This window comes from Kordia sp. (assembly GCF_045105435.1).
Taxonomy (GTDB): Bacteria; Bacteroidota; Bacteroidia; order Flavobacteriales; family Flavobacteriaceae; genus Kordia.
On record NZ_JBGCDL010000069.1, the window covers coordinates 1 to 18527 of the forward strand.

The 18527-nt window shown below is 34.8% G+C and carries 14 protein-coding genes; 7 read left to right on the forward strand and 7 right to left on the reverse strand.

What is annotated here, in order from left to right; translation table 11 throughout:
- The 5 genes from AB8B65_RS03225 to AB8B65_RS03245 form a co-directional block, all read right to left on the reverse strand.
- On the reverse strand, positions 1-1307 hold a 1307-nt coding region (locus AB8B65_RS03225), incomplete at its 3' end, for a Calx-beta domain-containing protein (RefSeq protein WP_405299417.1).
- A 101-nt stretch (positions 1308-1408) separates the two neighbouring features.
- Positions 1409-2170, reverse strand: a complete 762-nt coding sequence (locus AB8B65_RS03230; RefSeq protein ID WP_405299418.1) for a LytR/AlgR family response regulator transcription factor — start codon at positions 2168-2170, stop codon at positions 1409-1411.
- A gap of 1 nt (position 2171) precedes the next feature.
- Positions 2172-4124, reverse strand: coding sequence for a tetratricopeptide repeat protein (locus AB8B65_RS03235; RefSeq protein WP_405299419.1), 1953 nt, complete (start codon positions 4122-4124; stop codon positions 2172-2174).
- 144 nt (positions 4125-4268) lie between these two features.
- Entirely contained in the window at positions 4269-5066 is a 798-nt protein-coding gene (locus AB8B65_RS03240) for an anti-sigma factor domain-containing protein (protein ID WP_405299420.1), read from the reverse strand.
- Positions 5063-5635 (reverse strand): RNA polymerase sigma factor, encoded by a 573-nt coding sequence (locus tag AB8B65_RS03245; RefSeq protein WP_405299421.1) that lies wholly within the window; start codon positions 5633-5635, stop codon positions 5063-5065. The genes AB8B65_RS03240 and AB8B65_RS03245 overlap by 4 nt, the downstream gene beginning before the upstream one ends.
- A gap of 119 nt (positions 5636-5754) precedes the next feature.
- Between AB8B65_RS03245 and AB8B65_RS03250 the strand changes: the two genes are divergently transcribed.
- Entirely contained in the window at positions 5755-6267 is a 513-nt protein-coding gene (locus tag AB8B65_RS03250; protein ID WP_405299422.1) for a fasciclin domain-containing protein, read from the forward strand.
- Between the two features lie 200 nt (positions 6268-6467).
- Here AB8B65_RS03250 and AB8B65_RS03255 read toward each other — a convergent pair whose 3' ends face one another.
- Positions 6468-6992 (reverse strand): hypothetical protein, encoded by a 525-nt coding sequence (locus AB8B65_RS03255; protein ID WP_405299423.1) that lies wholly within the window; start codon positions 6990-6992, stop codon positions 6468-6470.
- A gap of 119 nt (positions 6993-7111) precedes the next feature.
- Between AB8B65_RS03255 and AB8B65_RS03260 the strand changes: the two genes are divergently transcribed.
- The 6 genes from AB8B65_RS03260 to AB8B65_RS03285 all read left to right on the forward strand — a co-directional run bounded on the left by AB8B65_RS03260 (position 7112) and on the right by AB8B65_RS03285 (position 16545).
- Entirely contained in the window at positions 7112-7933 is an 822-nt protein-coding gene (locus tag AB8B65_RS03260) for a DUF4846 domain-containing protein (RefSeq protein ID WP_405299424.1), read from the forward strand.
- A 32-nt stretch (positions 7934-7965) separates the two neighbouring features.
- Positions 7966-8676 carry a hypothetical protein gene (locus tag AB8B65_RS03265; RefSeq protein ID WP_405299425.1) on the forward strand — a complete coding sequence of 237 codons (711 nt, stop codon included), beginning with the start codon at positions 7966-7968 and terminating at the stop codon, positions 8674-8676.
- A 132-nt stretch (positions 8677-8808) separates the two neighbouring features.
- Complete coding sequence (locus AB8B65_RS03270) at positions 8809-11532, forward strand: reprolysin-like metallopeptidase (protein ID WP_405299426.1); 2724 nt, start codon at positions 8809-8811, stop codon at positions 11530-11532.
- Between the two features lie 128 nt (positions 11533-11660).
- Positions 11661-12041 carry a hypothetical protein gene (locus AB8B65_RS03275; protein WP_405299427.1) on the forward strand — a complete coding sequence of 127 codons (381 nt, stop codon included), beginning with the start codon at positions 11661-11663 and terminating at the stop codon, positions 12039-12041.
- Between the two features lie 58 nt (positions 12042-12099).
- Entirely contained in the window at positions 12100-14934 is a 2835-nt protein-coding gene (gene uvrA / locus AB8B65_RS03280; RefSeq protein ID WP_405299428.1) for an excinuclease ABC subunit UvrA, read from the forward strand.
- Between the two features lie 42 nt (positions 14935-14976).
- Positions 14977-16545 (forward strand): hypothetical protein, encoded by a 1569-nt coding sequence (locus AB8B65_RS03285; RefSeq protein ID WP_405299429.1) that lies wholly within the window; start codon positions 14977-14979, stop codon positions 16543-16545.
- A gap of 87 nt (positions 16546-16632) precedes the next feature.
- Here AB8B65_RS03285 and AB8B65_RS03290 read toward each other — a convergent pair whose 3' ends face one another.
- A complete protein-coding gene (locus AB8B65_RS03290) occupies positions 16633-18060 on the reverse strand; it encodes an LGFP repeat-containing protein (RefSeq protein ID WP_405299430.1) in 1428 nt (475 codons plus the stop codon).
- Positions 18061-18527 lie beyond the last annotated feature (467 nt).

The window sequence follows — 18527 nt, forward strand, 5'->3', positions numbered from 1 at the left end:
ACAGTATCATCTATAATGGGAATACTTACATTGACCTCACTTTGAAAAGCTGGAATTGTGGCTGTAACTGTTGTATTGACATAATCATCTAGACCGTTAGCTGTACCGCTCGTTGTTGTAATTTGTATAACCGTATCAACAGAACTTACTCCTGCTATAGACACAGGTACACTTGCAGTACCGTCAGCTTCTGAGACCGTAACATCGGCAATACTTACAACAGAATCGTCATCATCAGTAATAGTTACCGTTGCTGATACATTTGTATTTATTGTATTTCCGCTAGTTACGGTTCCATTTACTGAAAAATCCTCCGTAAATTCAGAAACAGTATCATCTGTTATAGGAATGCTTACATTGACTGAATTTTGAAGCGCAGGAATTGTAGCTGTAACTACTGTGTTGGTATAATCATCCGAATCAGTCGCTGAGTTACTTACTGTTGTAATTTGTATAACCGTATCAACAACGCTTGGTCCTGCTATAGATACAGGTACATTTGCAACACCGTCACTTTCTGAGACCGTAACATCGCCAATACTTACAACAGAATCGTCATTTTCAGTAATAAACATTGTTGCCGAATCGGTTGCATTTTGCGTATTTCCGCTTGTTACCATAATATTCACCGTAAAGGTTTCACTCGTTTCTGAAATAGTATCATCTATAATTGGAATATTGACTGTTACGCTTGTATCACCCGAAAGAATCGTAGCTGTTGTAGTCGTTAATTGATAATCATTTGGACTTACGGCAGAACCATCTACAGTAGTGATATCTATAAGCGTATCCACACTACTCGGATTTGTTAAAGATATGACAACGGGCAAAATTCCATCACCTTCACCAATGGTTACATCTTGCACAGTTGCTGTTGGTGTATTACTTGGCCCAATAGTTACTGTTCCTGACGGATTGGTGTTGGTTGTGTTTCCGCTAATTACGGTTCCATTTACAGTGAAAAATTCAGATGGTTCTCCATCCAAGTCGTCTGTAATCGGAATGTTTAAGAATATTTCTAATTGCCCAGCAGGAATTGTTGCTGTTACAACTGTACTTGTATAATCGCCAGAATCTGCGGTACCATCTACCGTAGTGATACTTATTATAGTATCAACCGTGTCAATTACATCCAATTGAATAGGCACTTGAGCAACTCCATCTGACTCTTCAACGTTTACACTCACAATTGTAACAATAGGCATAAATGCTGTTGTTGTTGTTTTACGATTCGCATCGGTTTTATTTGTTGCATGGCTTAGCGAGAAAGCAAATAAAAGTAAGAAACTTAATAGTTTTATTTTCATGGTTTTGGTATTCATTCTTTTCGGTTTATAGTAAAGATAGTGTAGAATGGTATTTTTTGTTTGGGTGAATTAGAATTTGATTCGTTTGACTTAGAATTCGATTATATTGTGTTGAGAATTTCTTTTAAACGGTCTTTTTTACGTTGTGATATGGGTAAGTTTGATCCGTCTTGCATCACTACATAACCACCATCTTTTTTGATATATGCTTTTAGGTACGATATGTTGATTAAGTGACTTTGGTGAATGCGCTCAAAACCGTGTTCGCTCAGTAATTCGTCATATTCTTTGAGTGTTTTTGAGATGAGAACAGGAGCTTGATTTTTGAGATGAAATTTTGTGTAATTGTCCTGACTTTCGCAACGAATGATGCTTCCTATTTCATATAGATGAATTCCATCGGAAGTTGATAGTGCAATTCGTTTGAATGTGTCTACTTTTTTACTGATGTTTTCTAACAGTAAATCAATGTTTGAAAAGTTTGGTTTGCTTTCCAAGTTGTTTTTTATTTTGGTGATGACTTGTTGCAATTCGTCAGGATCTACAGGTTTTAGTAAGAAATCTAATGCTGAGAAACGAAATGCTTTGATGGCATATTTTTCATGCGCTGTTATGAACACAATGTTTGCATTTACAGTTCCTTCTATTTTGGTAATGTGTTCTAAGATGTCAAAACCAGTTCCGTCGGTTAGTTGAATGTCAAGAAAGACAACTCGCGGACTTTTCTGCAAAATTTCTGTCACGCCATTTTCTACATTGTCGGCTTCTCCAATGATGGAAATTTCTGGTGCGTACAGCTTTAGTAAGCCTTTCATTCCATTACGTAAATTAATATCGTCGTCTACTATTATTGCTGTTATCATCTTAATCTATGTATTGAATTGGTAATGTTATTACAACCTTTGTTCCTACACTATTTCCGTTAGCGTCTTGTAATTGACTGCTGTGCATGCTTGCTTTTTTTTGAGAAACTTTAGTCATCATTTTTAATCGTTTTTTAATAATGTCTAGTGCCATTGATTTGTGAACTTGTACTGAGTTTTCTTTGGCTTTTTTAGAATTTTCTATTCCGATTCCATCATCAATGACCATGCAAGTAATGGTATCTTTTTTTAGCTGAAAGTTCACCGTAATATTTCCCTGTTTTTTTTTGACGATGATTCCATGCATGATTGCATTTTCTATTAATGGTTGAATGAGCAACGGCGGAATTCCCATGTCGTCTTCTATGGTTTCACTTTTGGTGATTATGTATCGAAACGCATTGTCGAAACGTAATTTTTCTAATTCTAGATAGTTTTGAAGACTTTCTATTTCTTTTTCGATAGGAATCAGTGATTCTTGCGAATATTCTAAAGTTAAACGCATCAACTTAGAAAATTTTGCCAGATATTTTATTGCGTGATCGGTTCCGTTATTGATGATAAATCCAGAAATGGCACCCAAACAGTTGAATATAAAATGTGGATTCATTTGTAAATGCAGGGCTTTTTGCTCGTATTCACTCAGTTCTTTTTCTAAGGTCAAGCGCTTTTTCAATTCCATTCGCTTGTAGTATAAAAATCCTAATCCGATTAGTAATAATAAGCTAAAACCGATTAATAGATATTTTGTAGTGCGTTGCTTGTCTTCTTTCGCTTTTAAGAGTTCGTTGCGTTCTCGAATGAGTCGTGCAGAGTTTTCTTTTTTCTCATATTCAAAATTCATTTCTGCTTGTACACCTTTCCGAATATTTTCCACATTAGTGAGTGAATCGTTGAGTTTCCAATATATTTTACTGTGTTTTAGTGCTTCCGCAAAGTTTCCTTTTGCTTCATATACATTGCTTAGAATGTGTTCTGCATTTCTAATTTGCTCTAATACATTCGTTTTTTTGGCGAGTTCAAGTGCTTTTGCAGCATTTTCTATAGCTTCTGAGTAGTTTTTCTGTGCATAGAATAATTCGCCCTTAAAAATATACGTATCTGCAATTCCGAACTTATCATCAATCGTGTTAAATGCTACAATGGCTTTGTCCCAATTGTTTAAAGCCTCATTTTCGTTATGAATAGCTTTATAATAAAGTCCAACACTATTGTGCCACTCTCCTAGTGCTCTCGGATTGCTTTGCACCTGTTTTTCTGCTTGTTGATATGCTTTTAAGGCTTCTGGATATTTTTGAAGACTTCGGTAACAATTGGCAATGTTGGTCAGCGTAATTCCGATGTTAGGATCGTTTAATTGTGCTTGTGTGTCTTTTGCTTTTTCAAAATATGCCAATGCTTTTGCGTAGTCTTTTTGTGATTGATAAGCGACACCAACATTGTTGTATAAGCGTGAAAGCATATTGATATCTTCCAATTCTTCGTAAATGACAATTGATTTTACGTAGTAATCAAAAGCGCTGGAATAGTTGTTTTGTTCGGACGAAACTACACCAATGCTTCCATAAGCTCTTGCTAAGTTTTTTTTGATATCGATTGATGGATTCTTGGCTAATTCCGCTTCAAATATGTCTTTCGCCTTTGAAAAATATGCTACCGATTTATCGTAGTTTCCAGTAATGATGTTTCCATTTCCCAAATTGAGATATGCTTTTCCTTCTGCGGATGCGATGCCTAATTTTTGTGCAAGTACGAGTGCTTTTTCAGCATATTCAAGTACTTTTTGTCCATTTGTAGTTTTGAATGCATTGGACAAATCATTTAATAAACCTAGTTTTTCTTGTTCCGTTTTTGCTTGCGAAATAAGGCTTTGTATGCTATCTGTAAGCTTATTTTGTGCCGTTAGATTGGTAACAATACATGCGATTAGAAAGAGAACGATTCTTATTTTCAAAATGATTGATTTAATAACTCAAATATACTGTTTACATTCAGTAAATACGAAGTAAATTAGAATTTGAGGCGTTTGACTTAGAATTTGCAGAAATTACTACTACCAACAAGTCAAATCTAACCAATTTAAAAAAATCTAAGAAGTCTAAAGGTACACATTAGTTACCAACTCTTCTACAGTAGCATGATCGCTTCCACCAGCAGGTTCAATAGTAATATTGAGTGACGTAGCTTTGTCAATATATTGTAAGACAACTACATCTTTGCTTTTGTCTATAATTCCCATATTGATCATTTCGCCATCAACATCTCCCCACATTTGATAGGTTTTATCCACAGGCAACGCTGGAAGTTTTTGTGCGTTTACTATTGCCGATTTATCTATGTGATTGATGTAAGCTGTTGCAAATCCGTTAGGAATTTTATCATTTCCTTTGAGTGCATATTGAACTGTATTTGGATCTTTTACAACGGCTGCAAGTAATTGTGAATCTTTAAGATTTCCTTCTAAATTCGCAATTTGTGTTTTAATAGTGTTTAATTCTTGTTGTGTTACTTGTAAATCATCTTGTGTCGAATTCCATTGTGTAAACATCCAAAGTGTACTTACCATAAATATGGCAGCCAAACTAGCGGCAATCCACATAAAATTTAGTGGCTTTTTGATGGTTTCTTGTGTTGAAACTTCTTTCGGAAGTGTTTTTACATCAGTATATTCTTCTTTTATAGCGGCAAATAAATCTTCTTTGATAAAGTTTGGTGGTTGTATGGCGTTTTCGAGCGAAACATTTTCAAAGTCTTGTTCTATTTCAGCATACTTCTTGGCTAATATAGTATCTTCTGCTAACATTATTTCAAGCGCAGTTACTTGCTCATCAGGCAATAAACCTAACAAGTACATTTCTAGCATTCCGCTTTCTATGACAGTGTTTCTATCTTTCATATCAACCGTTCAATTATACATAATAAAATAAGTAGCTCTTTGCCATAAATGATTCGTAACTTTTCTACAGCTTGTCGCACATACGATTTAAAAGTTCCGAGCGGAACGCCCATTTCTTCATGTGCTTCTTTGTGTGTAAGTCCATTAAAATATACAAGTCTTAGGGCTTTTTGATGATGTACTTCTAATTTTGACAATGCACCTTTCAATTCTAAGTGCAAATCGTCCTCTTCTTCAACTCCATCATCTTTATATACACTTAAATCTTCTGTTTGGATGAGTTTATCTTCTTTTCTTAGAAAATTTAGCGTTGTGTTTCTGGCAATTCGATACAACCAAGTATAAAATTTTCCTTTGGATGCGTCATATAAATGTGACTTATCCCATGCTTTCATAAAAGTTTCTTGCAAAATTTCTTGTGCAGCTTCTTCATTTCTACACATCCGAATAATAACACCATAAATAGCCCCAGAATACTTGTCGTATAGCTTGGATAGTGCGGTTTCGTCACGATTTTGAAATCGCTCAATAAATAAGGTATCGTTATTCACTTTTGAAATAAATCTCATCAAATTTAAAAAAAATTTGACCAAGCTCATCCAAAAGGAAAAAACTTGTGTATATAAAATTGAAAGCGCTTAGAAATTCTATAAACAAAAATCTAAAATTAAAAACTAAAAAAATTATTATGAAAAAATTAATCTTAACAATCACAACAGCAGCTTTAATTTTATTTTCTGCAAAAACGAATGCTCAAAATCAAGATGTAGTCGATATCGCTGCTTCAAATAAAAGTTTTTCAACATTGGTAACTGCGGTTAAAGCTGCCGGATTAGTAGAAGCGTTAAAAGGAGAAGGACCATTTACGGTATTTGCTCCTACAAATGATGCTTTTGCTAAAATTGACGCAAATACTTTAGGCGCATTATTGAAGTCAGAAAACAAGTCAAAATTGACTAGTATTTTAACATACCACGTGATTAAGGGAAAATTAACTGCAAAAGATGTAGTTGCTGCTTTGAAAAAAGGAAAAGGAAAAGTAACGTTGACAACACTTGGTGGAAGCAAAATAACTGTTGTACAAAACGACAAAGGAATTTGGTTGAAAGACGCGAACGGAAATTACAGCATGATTTCAAAAACAGATATCATGGCAAGCAATGGAGTAATCCATGTAATTGATAGCGTAGTGATGCCATAAATTGGTGTTAGTTAGTTTGACGAAAAGGGAACGATTGTATAAATCGTTCCCTTTTTTTTGGGTTTTGGGTTTTGGGTTTTGGGTTTTGGTAAAGTTGTTATTGCTACATTTCGTTTAAAACGTAAACTCCTAAATTTATAAAGACATAAACTAATGAGCGATTTGCGAATTCACAAATCAACAAATCAACAAACAAAAACCTACTTCGACTTAGAACCCGTAAACTGCTGCGATTTATTTTTAAACAACACATTAAACGTGGTTAAACTTCCATAAATACGCGTAATATATTGTTGCATATCTATTTTTTCTTGTTCTTCTAAATTACTCGAATTTATCTTTTGTTCCATCACGCGGATTCTGTCGCGCACCATGACAATTTTATGGAAAAAACTATCAATCGGGAGTTCTTTACTCTTTAAATTGGTGTCGCCAGGTTCTAAAATTAAGTTTCCGCCTTTCCACTTATCGCCTATCGGAACTATTTCAGATATATCTGACCATTTTTTAAGCATTGTTCGTAAAATACTTTCTACTTCATAAAAACTCACACTATCAACTTCATCTTCTACCGCATCAATCACTTCAAAATCGCTGTCAATGTCAATCGTTTCCAGTCCGTTTTCAATAAAAGTTACCCAATAATGTTTTGATGTTACGTTTGTAACTACGCCTAATCCGTATTCAGGATGTTTAATTCTAGAGCTTATTCCTAAGATGTTCATATAATTTTTGGTATTGTTATTGTTTCTTACTAATTCAAATTTAATATTTTGTAAATTGAATTTCCAAAAGTAAAAATAAACATCACATGCGAAATCTGACACTATATTCCATAAAAAATATGACTTTTCTATTACTTTTTAGTTGTATGTTTCTCGCTTGCGCAGAAGAAAAAAAACAGATTGTTGTTGCTACGAATGAAGTTACGCCTCCGAAAGAAGCAAAAGTTGTCAAAAATTTGATCAATCCGGAAGGGAAAACAATTCAAGAACGCTTCAATACGCCAGATGATTTTGTGCGAATTCCATTAAAGACGACTGATTTTGGATCGTATTTGCGAAAATTACCGCTAAAACCATTCAACAGTAAAGTAAAATATTTTGATGGACGCGAAAAATATAATAACAATGTGTATATTTCTGTAGTAGATATGGAGATTGGTACGCGCGATTTACAACAATGTGCAGACGCTGTAATGCGATTGCGTGGCGAATTTTTATTTGAACAAAAACGCCTACAAGACATTCACTTTAACTTTTTATCTGATGGAAAACCGCGCTATTTCAAAAAATATGCAAAAGGTGATCATTCGTATAAAAAATTTAGACGTTACATGAATTATATCTTTGCGTATGCAAACACAGCTTCCTTACGAAAAGAGCTTGCCAAAGTAGAAGATATTCAAAACATACAAGTGGGCGATGTATTTATTCAGAAAGGAAATCCGTTCGGACATGCTGTAATTGTGGTGGATGTTGCACAAAACGCACAAGGCGAAAAAATATTTATGATTGCACAAAGCTACATGCCTGCGCAAGAAACCCAAATCTTGCTCAACAATCAAAACAAAACAATAAGTCCTTGGTATAAAGCAAAAAAAGGTACATTGCGAACGCCTGAATGGACATTTGACAGTAGTGATTTGAGGAGATTTAAAGAATAAGAAAACTAAACCAACCAAGCTTAAACCTAATTATGAGGAAACTATTAAAAATTCTAGGAAAACTTATCTTAGGAATTCTTGTCACGCTTTTATTGGTATTTACAATAATTTACTTTAAATATAGTGAACCATTACCAACAGGCATAAAAGGTGCAGAAGCAGACGCAATGGCAACTAAAATGTTAACAGCTCTAAACTACGACGCATACAAAAAAACACGTTATTTAAGTTGGACATTTCGAGATCATAAATACGTTTGGGATAAAGACCAATATAAAGCAACTGTTTCTTGGAGTGATATTGAAGTAAATCTCAATTTAAAAACACCAAACACAAGTACTGTAATGGTTGATGGAAAAACAGTTTCCAAAGACGATACCAAATATTACACAGAAAAAGCACTTTCCTATTTCAATAATGATTCTTTTTGGCTAGTAGCACCTTACAAAGTATTTGATGAAGGTGTCACGAGAAGTATTGCAACAAATGAAGCTGGCGAAAAAGGACTACTCATCACCTACAGTGCTGGAGGTACAACACCTGGCGATTCATACTTGTGGTTTTTAGACGAAAATGGACGTCCGAAAGGATATCAAATGTGGGTAGATATCATTCCTATTGGCGGATTATATGCTTCATGGGACAATTGGCAAACTACAAAAAGTGGTATTCTACTTTCTAGTGTACACACCTTACTTATATTAGATATTGATGTAAAAAATATCAAAACTTGGAACGACTAATACAATTGTTATGTTACACCTTTATATGATTGTTATCCATCTGTTAAATATTTCTTAACATATGTTAAAAAAAAGGAGTAACTTTACGGCAATTTTATTAAACTAAAAACTTCTATAATCTAATTATTCATTATGAAAAAGAATTACTTTTTAATTTTGATGTTACTTCCCTTATTAGGTTTTTCGCAAGGAAAATCGTTTTGGAAACAAACAAAAAACACCAATTTCCAGCAAGAAGAACTCTTAGAAAGAGCTTCTACACCATCTGTGTATGACCTATATACACTAGATGTACATTCCCTAAAACAATTATTAGCTGATGCTCCTGACAGAGACTTAAACATTAAATCTGAAATTGTAATACAATTTCCAGGTGCTGAAGGAAAAATGGAAAACTTTGAAGTATACAATGCTTCAATTATGGAACCATCATTAGCAGCAAACAACCCAGACATTCAGTCGTATGTTGCTATTAGTAGAGAAAACACAGGAACTGTGATCCGTTTTTCTACAACTATTTTTGGTTTTCACGCCATTGTACATGCAATTGGAAAAACAATGTACATTGATCCATTAACTACTGACCTGCAAACGTATGTAATGTACGAAAAAGCAAATCTTTACAGCGATCTTCAAGAAAGAGTAGGATGCTTAGTAGACGATAGTACTGCTGGCAGAACTTCTTCAAACAATGATGTCATTCAAGCAAAAAACGCAACTGATGGTCAATTAAGAACTTTCCGTTTGGCATTGGCATCTACACAAGAATATTCTAATTACCACATCAACGCTGCTGGACAAGCTGCTGCAACTGATGCTGTAAAAAGAGCAACTGTATTAGCTGCAATGAATGTGACTATGACCAGAGTTAACGCTGTATTTGAAAGAGACATGTCGTTAACAATGACTTTAGTAGACAACACAAGTATCATTTTCTTAGCTGAAAATGATGGATATACTGATAGTGATTCAAACGCATTAATTAACCAAAACCAAGCAATTTGCGATGCTAACATCGGAACTGCTAACTATGACATCGGACACGTATTTAGTACTGGTGGTGGTGGATTGGCTGCTGGTGGAGGAATTTGCTACAGCAACGCAAAAGCGGCTGCAGTAACAGGTTCTGCTGCTCCAGTAGGAGATCCTTTTGATATTGACTTTGTAGCACACGAAATGGGTCACCAATATGGTGCTAACCATACTTTTAACGGTGGACAAGGTTCTTGTAGTGGTGGAAACAGAAGTGCAACAACTGCTGTTGAGCCAGGAAGTGGAACAACAATTATGGCGTATGCAGGAATCTGTGGATCAGACAATGTGCAAAACAATAGTGACGATCACTTCCACGCAATCAGTATCAACGAAATGTGGATACGTATTACACCTCCAGGAGAACCAGTTTGTTCTACAAACACTCCAAACGGAAATACTGCTCCAACAGTAGATGCAGGTAATGACTTTACAATTCCTTACGGAACAGCGTTTACATTGTCAGGAACAGCTACAGATCCTGATGGAACAACATTATCATACTGCTGGGAACAAACAGACGTAGGAATTACAACAAACGTTCCTTCTACTACAAACACAACAGATCCTCAGTTTAGATCATACGCTCCAATGACAACAGGAGATCGTACTTTTCCACAATTAAGTGATATTTTAGCAGACAACTTAACACCAACTTGGGAAGTTATGCCTAACGTTGCTAGAAGTATGGATTTTGCGTTAACCGTAAGAGACAATGGAACTCCAAACGGAGGACAAACAAATAGAGATAACATGACAGTTACATTGGCAAATACAGGACCATTTGCAGTAACTGCTCCAAATACAATAAACGAAAGTTTTGACACAAACGCAACAACAACTATTACATGGGACGTTGCTGGAACAACTGCAAACGGAATCAATACTTCAAATGTAAATATCTTATTCTCTACTGATGGAGGACTTACTTTTGATACTGTATTAGCTGCTAACACTGCAAATGATGGTTCGCAAGCAATTACTTTCCCTGTAGTATTTGAACCTTACTGTAGAATTAAAATTGAAGCTGTTGGAAACATTTTCTTTGCAATTTCAAAATCATTCTCTGTTGGAGCTACGGTAACAACAAACACTGTATGTAATACATATACAACTGGACCAATTGCAACAGCAATTCCTGATGGTGGTGGTGCAAATGTACAAGGTACACCCGTATTTGTTCCTATAACAGTAACAGAGGATACTGCTATTACTGACATTAGAGTTAGTGCAGATGTAACACATTCTTATATCGGAGATTTAATCATGCAATTACAAGCACCAAATGGTGGTGGATTTTCAAATATTTGGGCAAGATCATGTAATGATGCACAATATGGAAATATTGATGTTACCCTAAAAGATGGTGAGCCAGCAATTATGTGTGCTTCTCCAACAACAGGAACATACGCACCTGCAAGTCCAATGACTGGATTTACAGGAAATGATCCTTCTGGAGTTTGGAACTTAGTATTTGTTGATTTTTTCAACGGAGATGCAGGTGTTGTAAACGAATGGTCTATTGAACTTTGTACTACAACTACAACTGTGATATTAAGTAACGAAGAATTTACTTTAGAAAACTTCGCACTATATCCAAATCCAAACAAAGGAGAGTTTTCTCTATCATTTAACTCTACTTCTGGTGAAAATATCGACGTAAATGTATTTGATATTTCTGGACGATTAATTCACACTAAAAACTACAATGCTACGTCTACTTTCAATGAAAACATTTCATTAAAGAACGTAAGCACAGGTATGTACTTGATTACTGTAACGGATCAAGAAAAAACAATAACTAAGAAGTTAATTATTGAATAATTAATTTTCTCAATCATATTAAAAACTCCGAAGTTTATGTTTCGGAGTTTTTTTATATCTTCATTTTAGATTTTCTATAATTAGAAACTAAACAAATCTTACTGAAAAGAAAGATCTTTTCTATTTTTATGCATACAATCTTCAATTACACGTATGAAGTTTTAATGTGGTTTTCTAGCCTCACAGGTTTCACCTACAAAGAAATAAACATCATTATATGGTTTATTATGATTCCACTTTCGTGGATGCTCCTACTCGACAAAATTTACCAGCGTCGTTTGTTTACAATATTCTTTACTTTACTTGTCACGATTGTGCTTTTCTTCATTCCAAATTTTACACACTTCTGTGATTGGTTATTTCAAAAATCAGTAGACTTCTTAAATATATTCAATGGTATTGGAAGTACGTATGTAGTTTCTTCGGTACTAATTTGTGTATTAATTCCAATAGTGATCTATGTAATTTTAATTCGGAAAGTAATCTTTAAAAAAAGTAGGGAATTATGATTCTATAGACTTAATAACTGCTACTTAAATTCGTATCTTTGCGTTTTTGCAAAAATCTATGACGAATTACGAAGAAAATATTGAAGTACAAGGTGCCAGAGTTCACAACTTAAAGAACATTGACGTAACCATTCCTAGAGAGAAATTAGTAGTGATTACTGGACTTTCAGGAAGTGGGAAATCATCACTAGCCTTTGATACCATTTATGCCGAAGGACAACGCCGCTATATTGAAACATTTTCCGCGTATGCGCGGCAGTTTCTTGGTGGATTGGAACGACCAGATGTGGATAAAATTGATGGTTTATCGCCCGTAATCGCCATTGAACAAAAAACAACAAGTAAAAGTCCACGATCTACGGTTGGGACAATTACCGAAATCTACGATTTTTTACGTCTATTATTTGCCAGAGCTTCGGATGCATACAGTTTCAATTCGGGCGAAAAAATGGTGAGTTATAGCGATGAACAAATCAAAAAGTTAATCTTAACCGATTTTGATGGAAAACGTGTCAACGTCCTCGCTCCTATTATTCGTTCCCGAAAAGGACATTACCGCGAATTGTTTGAAAATATCGGAAAACAAGGTTTTGTAAAAGTCCGTGTTGATGGTGTGATTGTAGATATTGAAAAAGGAATGCGACTCGATCGTTATAAAACACACGATATCGAAATTGTGATTGATCGTTTGGTCATAAATGATGAAGTTGACAATGACAAACGCTTGACAGAAACGATTAAAACTGCCATGTATCACGGTGATGATGTATTGATGGTGATTGATCAAGATGCGCCAAAAGAAGCACGCTATTTTAGTCGTAACTTAATGTGTCCGTCTTCGGGAATTTCCTATCCGAATCCTGAACCAAATACCTTCTCGTTCAACTCGCCAAAAGGAATGTGTCCAAACTGTAACGGATTGGGAACATTGCATGAAGTCAACGAAAATAAAGTGATTCCAGATGTAAAAGCAACGATAAAAGGTGGCGGAATTGCGCCTTTAGGAGAATATAAAAAATCATGGATTTTTAAGCAATTGGAAATTATTGCTGAACGGTACGAATTTAAAATCAGCGACCCAATCAAAGAGATTCCAAAGGAAGCAATGGACGTGATTTTGAATGGTGGAAACGAAAAATTCTCTGTCGTAAGCAAAACATTAGGCGTTACACGCGATTATAAAATTGATTTTGAAGGAATTGTAAGTTTCATCAAAAGTCAATACGAAGACAGCGATTCATCTTCCATAAAACGTTGGGCAAAAAACTACATGGACAAAGTAAACTGTTCAGAATGTGGTGGTTCGCGCTTACGCAAAGAATCGTTATATTTTAAAGTAAACGAAAAAAATATTTCCGAGCTCGCAAGTATGGACGTGGTAGAATTGGCTGCTTGGTTTGATGATTTAAAGAACAATCTCACCGAAAAACAACAAAAAATTGCCACCGAAGTTGTCAAAGAAATTTCTACACGTTTGCGATTTTTATTAGATGTTGGATTAAATTATCTCTCATTAAGTAGAAGTTCAAAATCGCTTTCTGGAGGCGAAGCACAACGAATTCGTCTCGCAACACAAATTGGTTCACAATTGGTTGGAGTTTTATATATTTTGGATGAACCAAGTATCGGTTTACACCAAAGAGACAATGAGAAACTGATAAATTCGCTTGAATCGTTACGTGACATAGGAAATTCTGTAATTGTCGTAGAACACGATAAAGACATGATTGAACGCGCTGATCACGTGATTGATATTGGACCACATGCAGGAAGACATGGTGGCGAAATTATCTCAGAAGGAACACCTAAAGAAGTATTGAAACACGATACATTAACTGCTGCTTATTTGAATGGAAGCAAGGAAATTGCTGTTCCGTCTGAACGAAGAAAAGGAAATGGTAAAAAGGTAGTGTTAAAAGGCGCTACAGGAAACAACTTGAAAAATGTTTCTGTTGAATTCCCATTGGGAAAAATGATTGGCGTTACAGGAGTTTCTGGAAGTGGAAAATCTACTTTAGTGAATGAAACGCTCTACCCTATTTTAAACGCACACTTTTTCAATGCTGTAAAAGAGCCAATGCCGTATAAAAGCATTAAAGGTTTGGAACATATTGATAAGGTTATTGACATCAATCAATCGCCAATTGGTCGTACACCACGATCAAATCCGGCAACATATACAGGCGTGTTTAGCGAAATACGAAGTTTATACGCTAAAACACCTGAAGCCATGATTCGTGGATACAAACCCGGAAGATTTAGTTTTAACGTAAAAGGCGGACGTTGTGAAACTTGTCAAGGTGGCGGATTGCGCGTGATTGAAATGAACTTTTTACCAGATGTATATGTTGAATGTGAAACTTGTCAAGGAAAACGATTTAATCGTGAAACTTTAGAAATTCGTTACAAAGGGAAATCGATTGCAGATGTATTGGCAATGACCATGAACGAAGCTGTAACTTTCTTTGAACACATTCCAAAAATATATAGAAAATTAAAAACCATCAAAGATGTTGGCTTGGGTTATATTACTCTTGGACAGCAGAGTACAACACTTTCTGGTGGAGAAGCACAACGCATAAAACTGGCAACAGAACTTTCTAAAAGAGATACAGGAAATACATTTTATATCTTAGACGAACCTACGACTGGACTGCATTTTGAAGACATTCGCGTCTTAATGGAAGTGTTAAATAAGTTGGTCAATAAAGGAAATACTATTGTTGTGATTGAACATAATATGGACGTCATAAAAATGACAGATCATATTATTGATATCGGTTACGAAGGTGGAAGAGGCGGCGGAAAAGTCATTACAACTGGAACGCCAGAAGAAGTTGCCAAACATAAAAAGAGTCATACGGCACGTTTTTTGAAGAAAGAATTGAACTGATATTCTCATGCTGAATTCAACCGTACTATACAACCTAATGATATGAAACAAATTATCTTATGTAGTCTGCTATTTTTTATCCAATCTATTTGGTCACAAACTACGATTGATATGGATGCTGATTATATTCTGGTTGATAAAGGTGAGCTTACATTCTTAAAAGCAACTGATGGTATTATTAACACTAAAACAGAAGTTCGTTTTTATCCAGTAGATCCAGAATTAGGAAAAGAGATTAAAATACGAACAGTTGAAGCCACTACGTATGATATAAAACGGTTCCATGATATTTCGAATGCAGCTAATGAATATTCATTTGTAATAGATGTTTCAAGCATAAAAACTCAAAAAGCACGAAAACTACTAAAGAAGCTAAAAAGGGAGAAAATCTATTATAAAAAATCTGATAAAGAAATTTATCAACTCACCTACTACAATCAATTTTCTTTTAAATATTCAGAAAATCACGACATTACCCGACAAAACAATGGCGTTACAAAATGGGGTTCTTATGATGAAGAACTGACCAAATTTGTGGTTGTCAATCTTAAGAATAAAAAACCAATTATCATTTTTCCGTATATAAAACCGAATCATACTTATAGTGAATACGATCGTTCTGATGAAAAGTTTTTGATAAGTTACCTTGGATTTATCATTCCTCAAAAAAAGACATCTTTAGTTAAATATTTTAATGAAAAATTTGAATCTTCAGCGACAACGTACCCATTTTTAAAAGGAATACAAAGCAATCAAGATAAAACTCCAAGTTGGTCGTATAATTTTAAATTTGAAGATTCGCAATTAAAAGATCGTGTTTTTGGGCAAGTGTTGTTGGATAAAAAATTTGATACAATCGCTATTAATAATGGATTTATATTTTGCTTGAAAGATGATAAAACAACACTGTATAATCTTGAATTAGAAAATATTACTCCAAAAGACTTGCAAGCCGCATTTCCAATAACTCCAGAAACAACGTATGCAATTTGCTTGATTGGTAGTACTGTTAAATACATCTCAAAAAAAGGAGAAACGATACCTAAACTCCCCAAAAGATTCGTTCGATCTAGATGCATTAGTGGATACGCTAACTATAATACTACCTATACGATTGTACATAATGAAAAAGGGGCTTTACTTTCTTCTAAATCTTTATACTATGACTCCGAAGATAATGTACAAACACTAATTGTGGAGCATAAGCTTTTTGATAAACAACAATATGAAGCTGTTTATTTTATAAATAATCCGTATCAAGAAAAGCTGCAAACGAATTATACTCCCAGTACACTTAGATACACTCCTGACTATATTGTTATAAAAAATAAAGGGAAATTCGGATTGCAATCTACCGTGATAAAACCCAGTAAAAATGAGCAACCAAATCCATTTGAATTCAAGGAATTATTACCTGCGGAGTATGATAGCATCAAAAGAATAACAGAGAATTATATTTTAATAGCCAAAGATAATTTATTTGGTATTTACGGACTTACCGAAGTAAAATATGCAAAACTAGATGTGTCCGAATACTTTTCCAGGTTTACACTTCCAAATGGACAAAAAGGTTGGATAGATAAACTAGGGAGAGAGTTTTTGGATGAGTAAGAAAGTTTTTGTTTAAAATAAAAAAACCTATTCGGAACATTCCAAATAGGTTTTTTAGCTTTTGTGCTGCTTCAATGAGCACCATTATTAAAGTTTATTCAGCATATCTTGTGCTACACCTGCAACAATTCGTCCCATGGTATTGCCTCTAAAGTATAGCTTAATTCCACCATCTTTCATGACTTTAAAGCTTAAAAATCCTGAATTTTTTGGAACATCACCAAGTTTCATTGGCTTTTTAAACCCTTCTAAGATTCCTTTTTTCAAGCCTTTTAATAATTTTGTCTTTCCTGCTCCAGATGTGTGTATGTGCCAATAATCTAAACGAGCTGTAAGTTTACAACCAACTTTTCCATTGGGATTTTTATCAGATTCAAACGCAATTCGCAATGTAATGGTGTACGACGGATTCGGAATAAAAAACAGACCACTTTCATAATCGCCTTTAATTTTAAACGTCACTTTTCTGTTTTTACTTCGATCAAAGTTATTTCCAGTATCGCTTACGCTGGAAATTCTAACGGAATCAACATTCAAATCTTTTTGAGACTTTGTTTTTTCCTTGAAAATTTTCGCAAAAAGCGCACACACTTTACGTCCGCTCAACTTGGCAGTATGCGGATTTTCTTCTTTGTTTTTATTCCAAATGATGACACCATTCTGAAAATCACTGAACCATTCATTCTTTGCTGGATCAATTTTAATTTCGTCAGAAGTCGGATATCCATAAATTCCGCGTTCCCAACCTGTTTTTGCCCACGTATGTCTTATAGCACCACGAACCAATTTTGGCCCTGTTGCAGGATGCCAATAAATACTGCCATTACCGGAAAAGTGATTGAATTTTCCACGTCCGTCAGGAGTTGTTGTTTCATCCGTTACAGGAAGTGCCAATGCGTTATTGGGACCGCCAACCGTATTGTATTTTCTACGGATTTGCCCGTGAATTTCTTGTGGTCCAGATGCTGGTGAACAGTAAATATCACATTTTTGGAATGTCACTCTTTTTCCGCCTCTTACCGTAGTTGGACTGTTAATATTTGAAGTAGCAGCTCCAGTAAATCCGCTTCCTAAAACTTGTGCCTTTGCTTTGATTGCTTTTTTACAATCGCTATCCGCAATTACTATATTGGTTACTTGTAAAGAAATATCTGCATAATCGTCTCCTTCGTCTGTGTTGCGAACTCTATACGTTAGTGTTTTTGTTTGGTTTGCTCCGATTATTGTACTTTTTGAAGCTTTCCCATCCAAATCATTTGTATTGGTAGAAGCACCTTCGTATAACTTTGCGGATGATTTGATAGAAATTGAACCGTTTGTTTTTTGTGTGAAGCCAATTCGTAACTCAACGCGCACTTCTCCTCCACATTTTCCTACGAAATATAAGTTGTTTTTCTTTTTTCCTGCATCTAACAGAAATAATCCTGAATTGCGTACTGTTTTGCGTTCGTTTGCGCCAAAAGTTTCGTGATCTACAATTCGCATTGTAGACACATACTGAATTTTACTTTGCATGATTAAATTTTTTAATGGTTGATTAAATTTCTCGAGAAGACTTATCTAGTTTTTAAAGTCAGGACAAAGTACTTGCCTTTTTACAACACACAACACCGTGAATTGACGCAAATAGCTACAGCATTACACGAAATTATGCACAGGAAAAACACGATACAAAATAAGGTCTAAAAACATTTTTTCAGTAAAATGCATAAGGGGAAAGTTTCTAAAAGAAGTAATTTATTGAAACAACTCACCTCAAATTCGGATGAAAAAGAAAAAGAGTGTTTCCGTTAAGAAACACTCTTTTCACACCTTGAATTAATAATAAACTACGTAAACTAAACGTTCAAATTTTTTCTTTTTCACAGCATTTTTTGGAACTGAGAGTAGCAGACTTCAATAATTTTTACAGTACAAATAAAGCTGTAAAAACCCTATATATCGTACAAAATGTTGGTCAAGCGGAAAATTAGGCTGTGAAA

Excerpts from the sequence above, each read along its gene's own strand:
- AB8B65_RS03250 (WP_405299422.1), top strand. The coding sequence starts at position 5,755 with ATGAAAAAATTAATCTTAACAATCACAACAGCAGCTTTAATTTTATTT.
- AB8B65_RS03270 (WP_405299426.1), top strand. The coding sequence starts at position 8,809 with ATGAAAAAGAATTACTTTTTAATTTTGATGTTACTTCCCTTATTAGGT.
- AB8B65_RS03260 (WP_405299424.1), top strand. The coding sequence starts at position 7,112 with ATGACTTTTCTATTACTTTTTAGTTGTATGTTTCTCGCTTGCGCAGAA.
- AB8B65_RS03275 (WP_405299427.1), top strand. The coding sequence starts at position 11,661 with ATGCATACAATCTTCAATTACACGTATGAAGTTTTAATGTGGTTTTCT.
- AB8B65_RS03240 (WP_405299420.1), bottom strand. The coding sequence starts at position 5,066 with ATGAAAGATAGAAACACTGTCATAGAAAGCGGAATGCTAGAAATGTAC.
- AB8B65_RS03245 (WP_405299421.1), bottom strand. The coding sequence starts at position 5,635 with ATGAGATTTATTTCAAAAGTGAATAACGATACCTTATTTATTGAGCGA.
- uvrA (WP_405299428.1), top strand. The coding sequence starts at position 12,100 with ATGACGAATTACGAAGAAAATATTGAAGTACAAGGTGCCAGAGTTCAC.
- AB8B65_RS03265 (WP_405299425.1), top strand. The coding sequence starts at position 7,966 with ATGAGGAAACTATTAAAAATTCTAGGAAAACTTATCTTAGGAATTCTT.
- AB8B65_RS03230 (WP_405299418.1), bottom strand. The coding sequence starts at position 2,170 with ATGATAACAGCAATAATAGTAGACGACGATATTAATTTACGTAATGGA.
- AB8B65_RS03255 (WP_405299423.1), bottom strand. The coding sequence starts at position 6,992 with ATGAACATCTTAGGAATAAGCTCTAGAATTAAACATCCTGAATACGGA.
- AB8B65_RS03290 (WP_405299430.1), bottom strand. The coding sequence starts at position 18,060 with ATGCAAAGTAAAATTCAGTATGTGTCTACAATGCGAATTGTAGATCAC.
- AB8B65_RS03285 (WP_405299429.1), top strand. The coding sequence starts at position 14,977 with ATGAAACAAATTATCTTATGTAGTCTGCTATTTTTTATCCAATCTATT.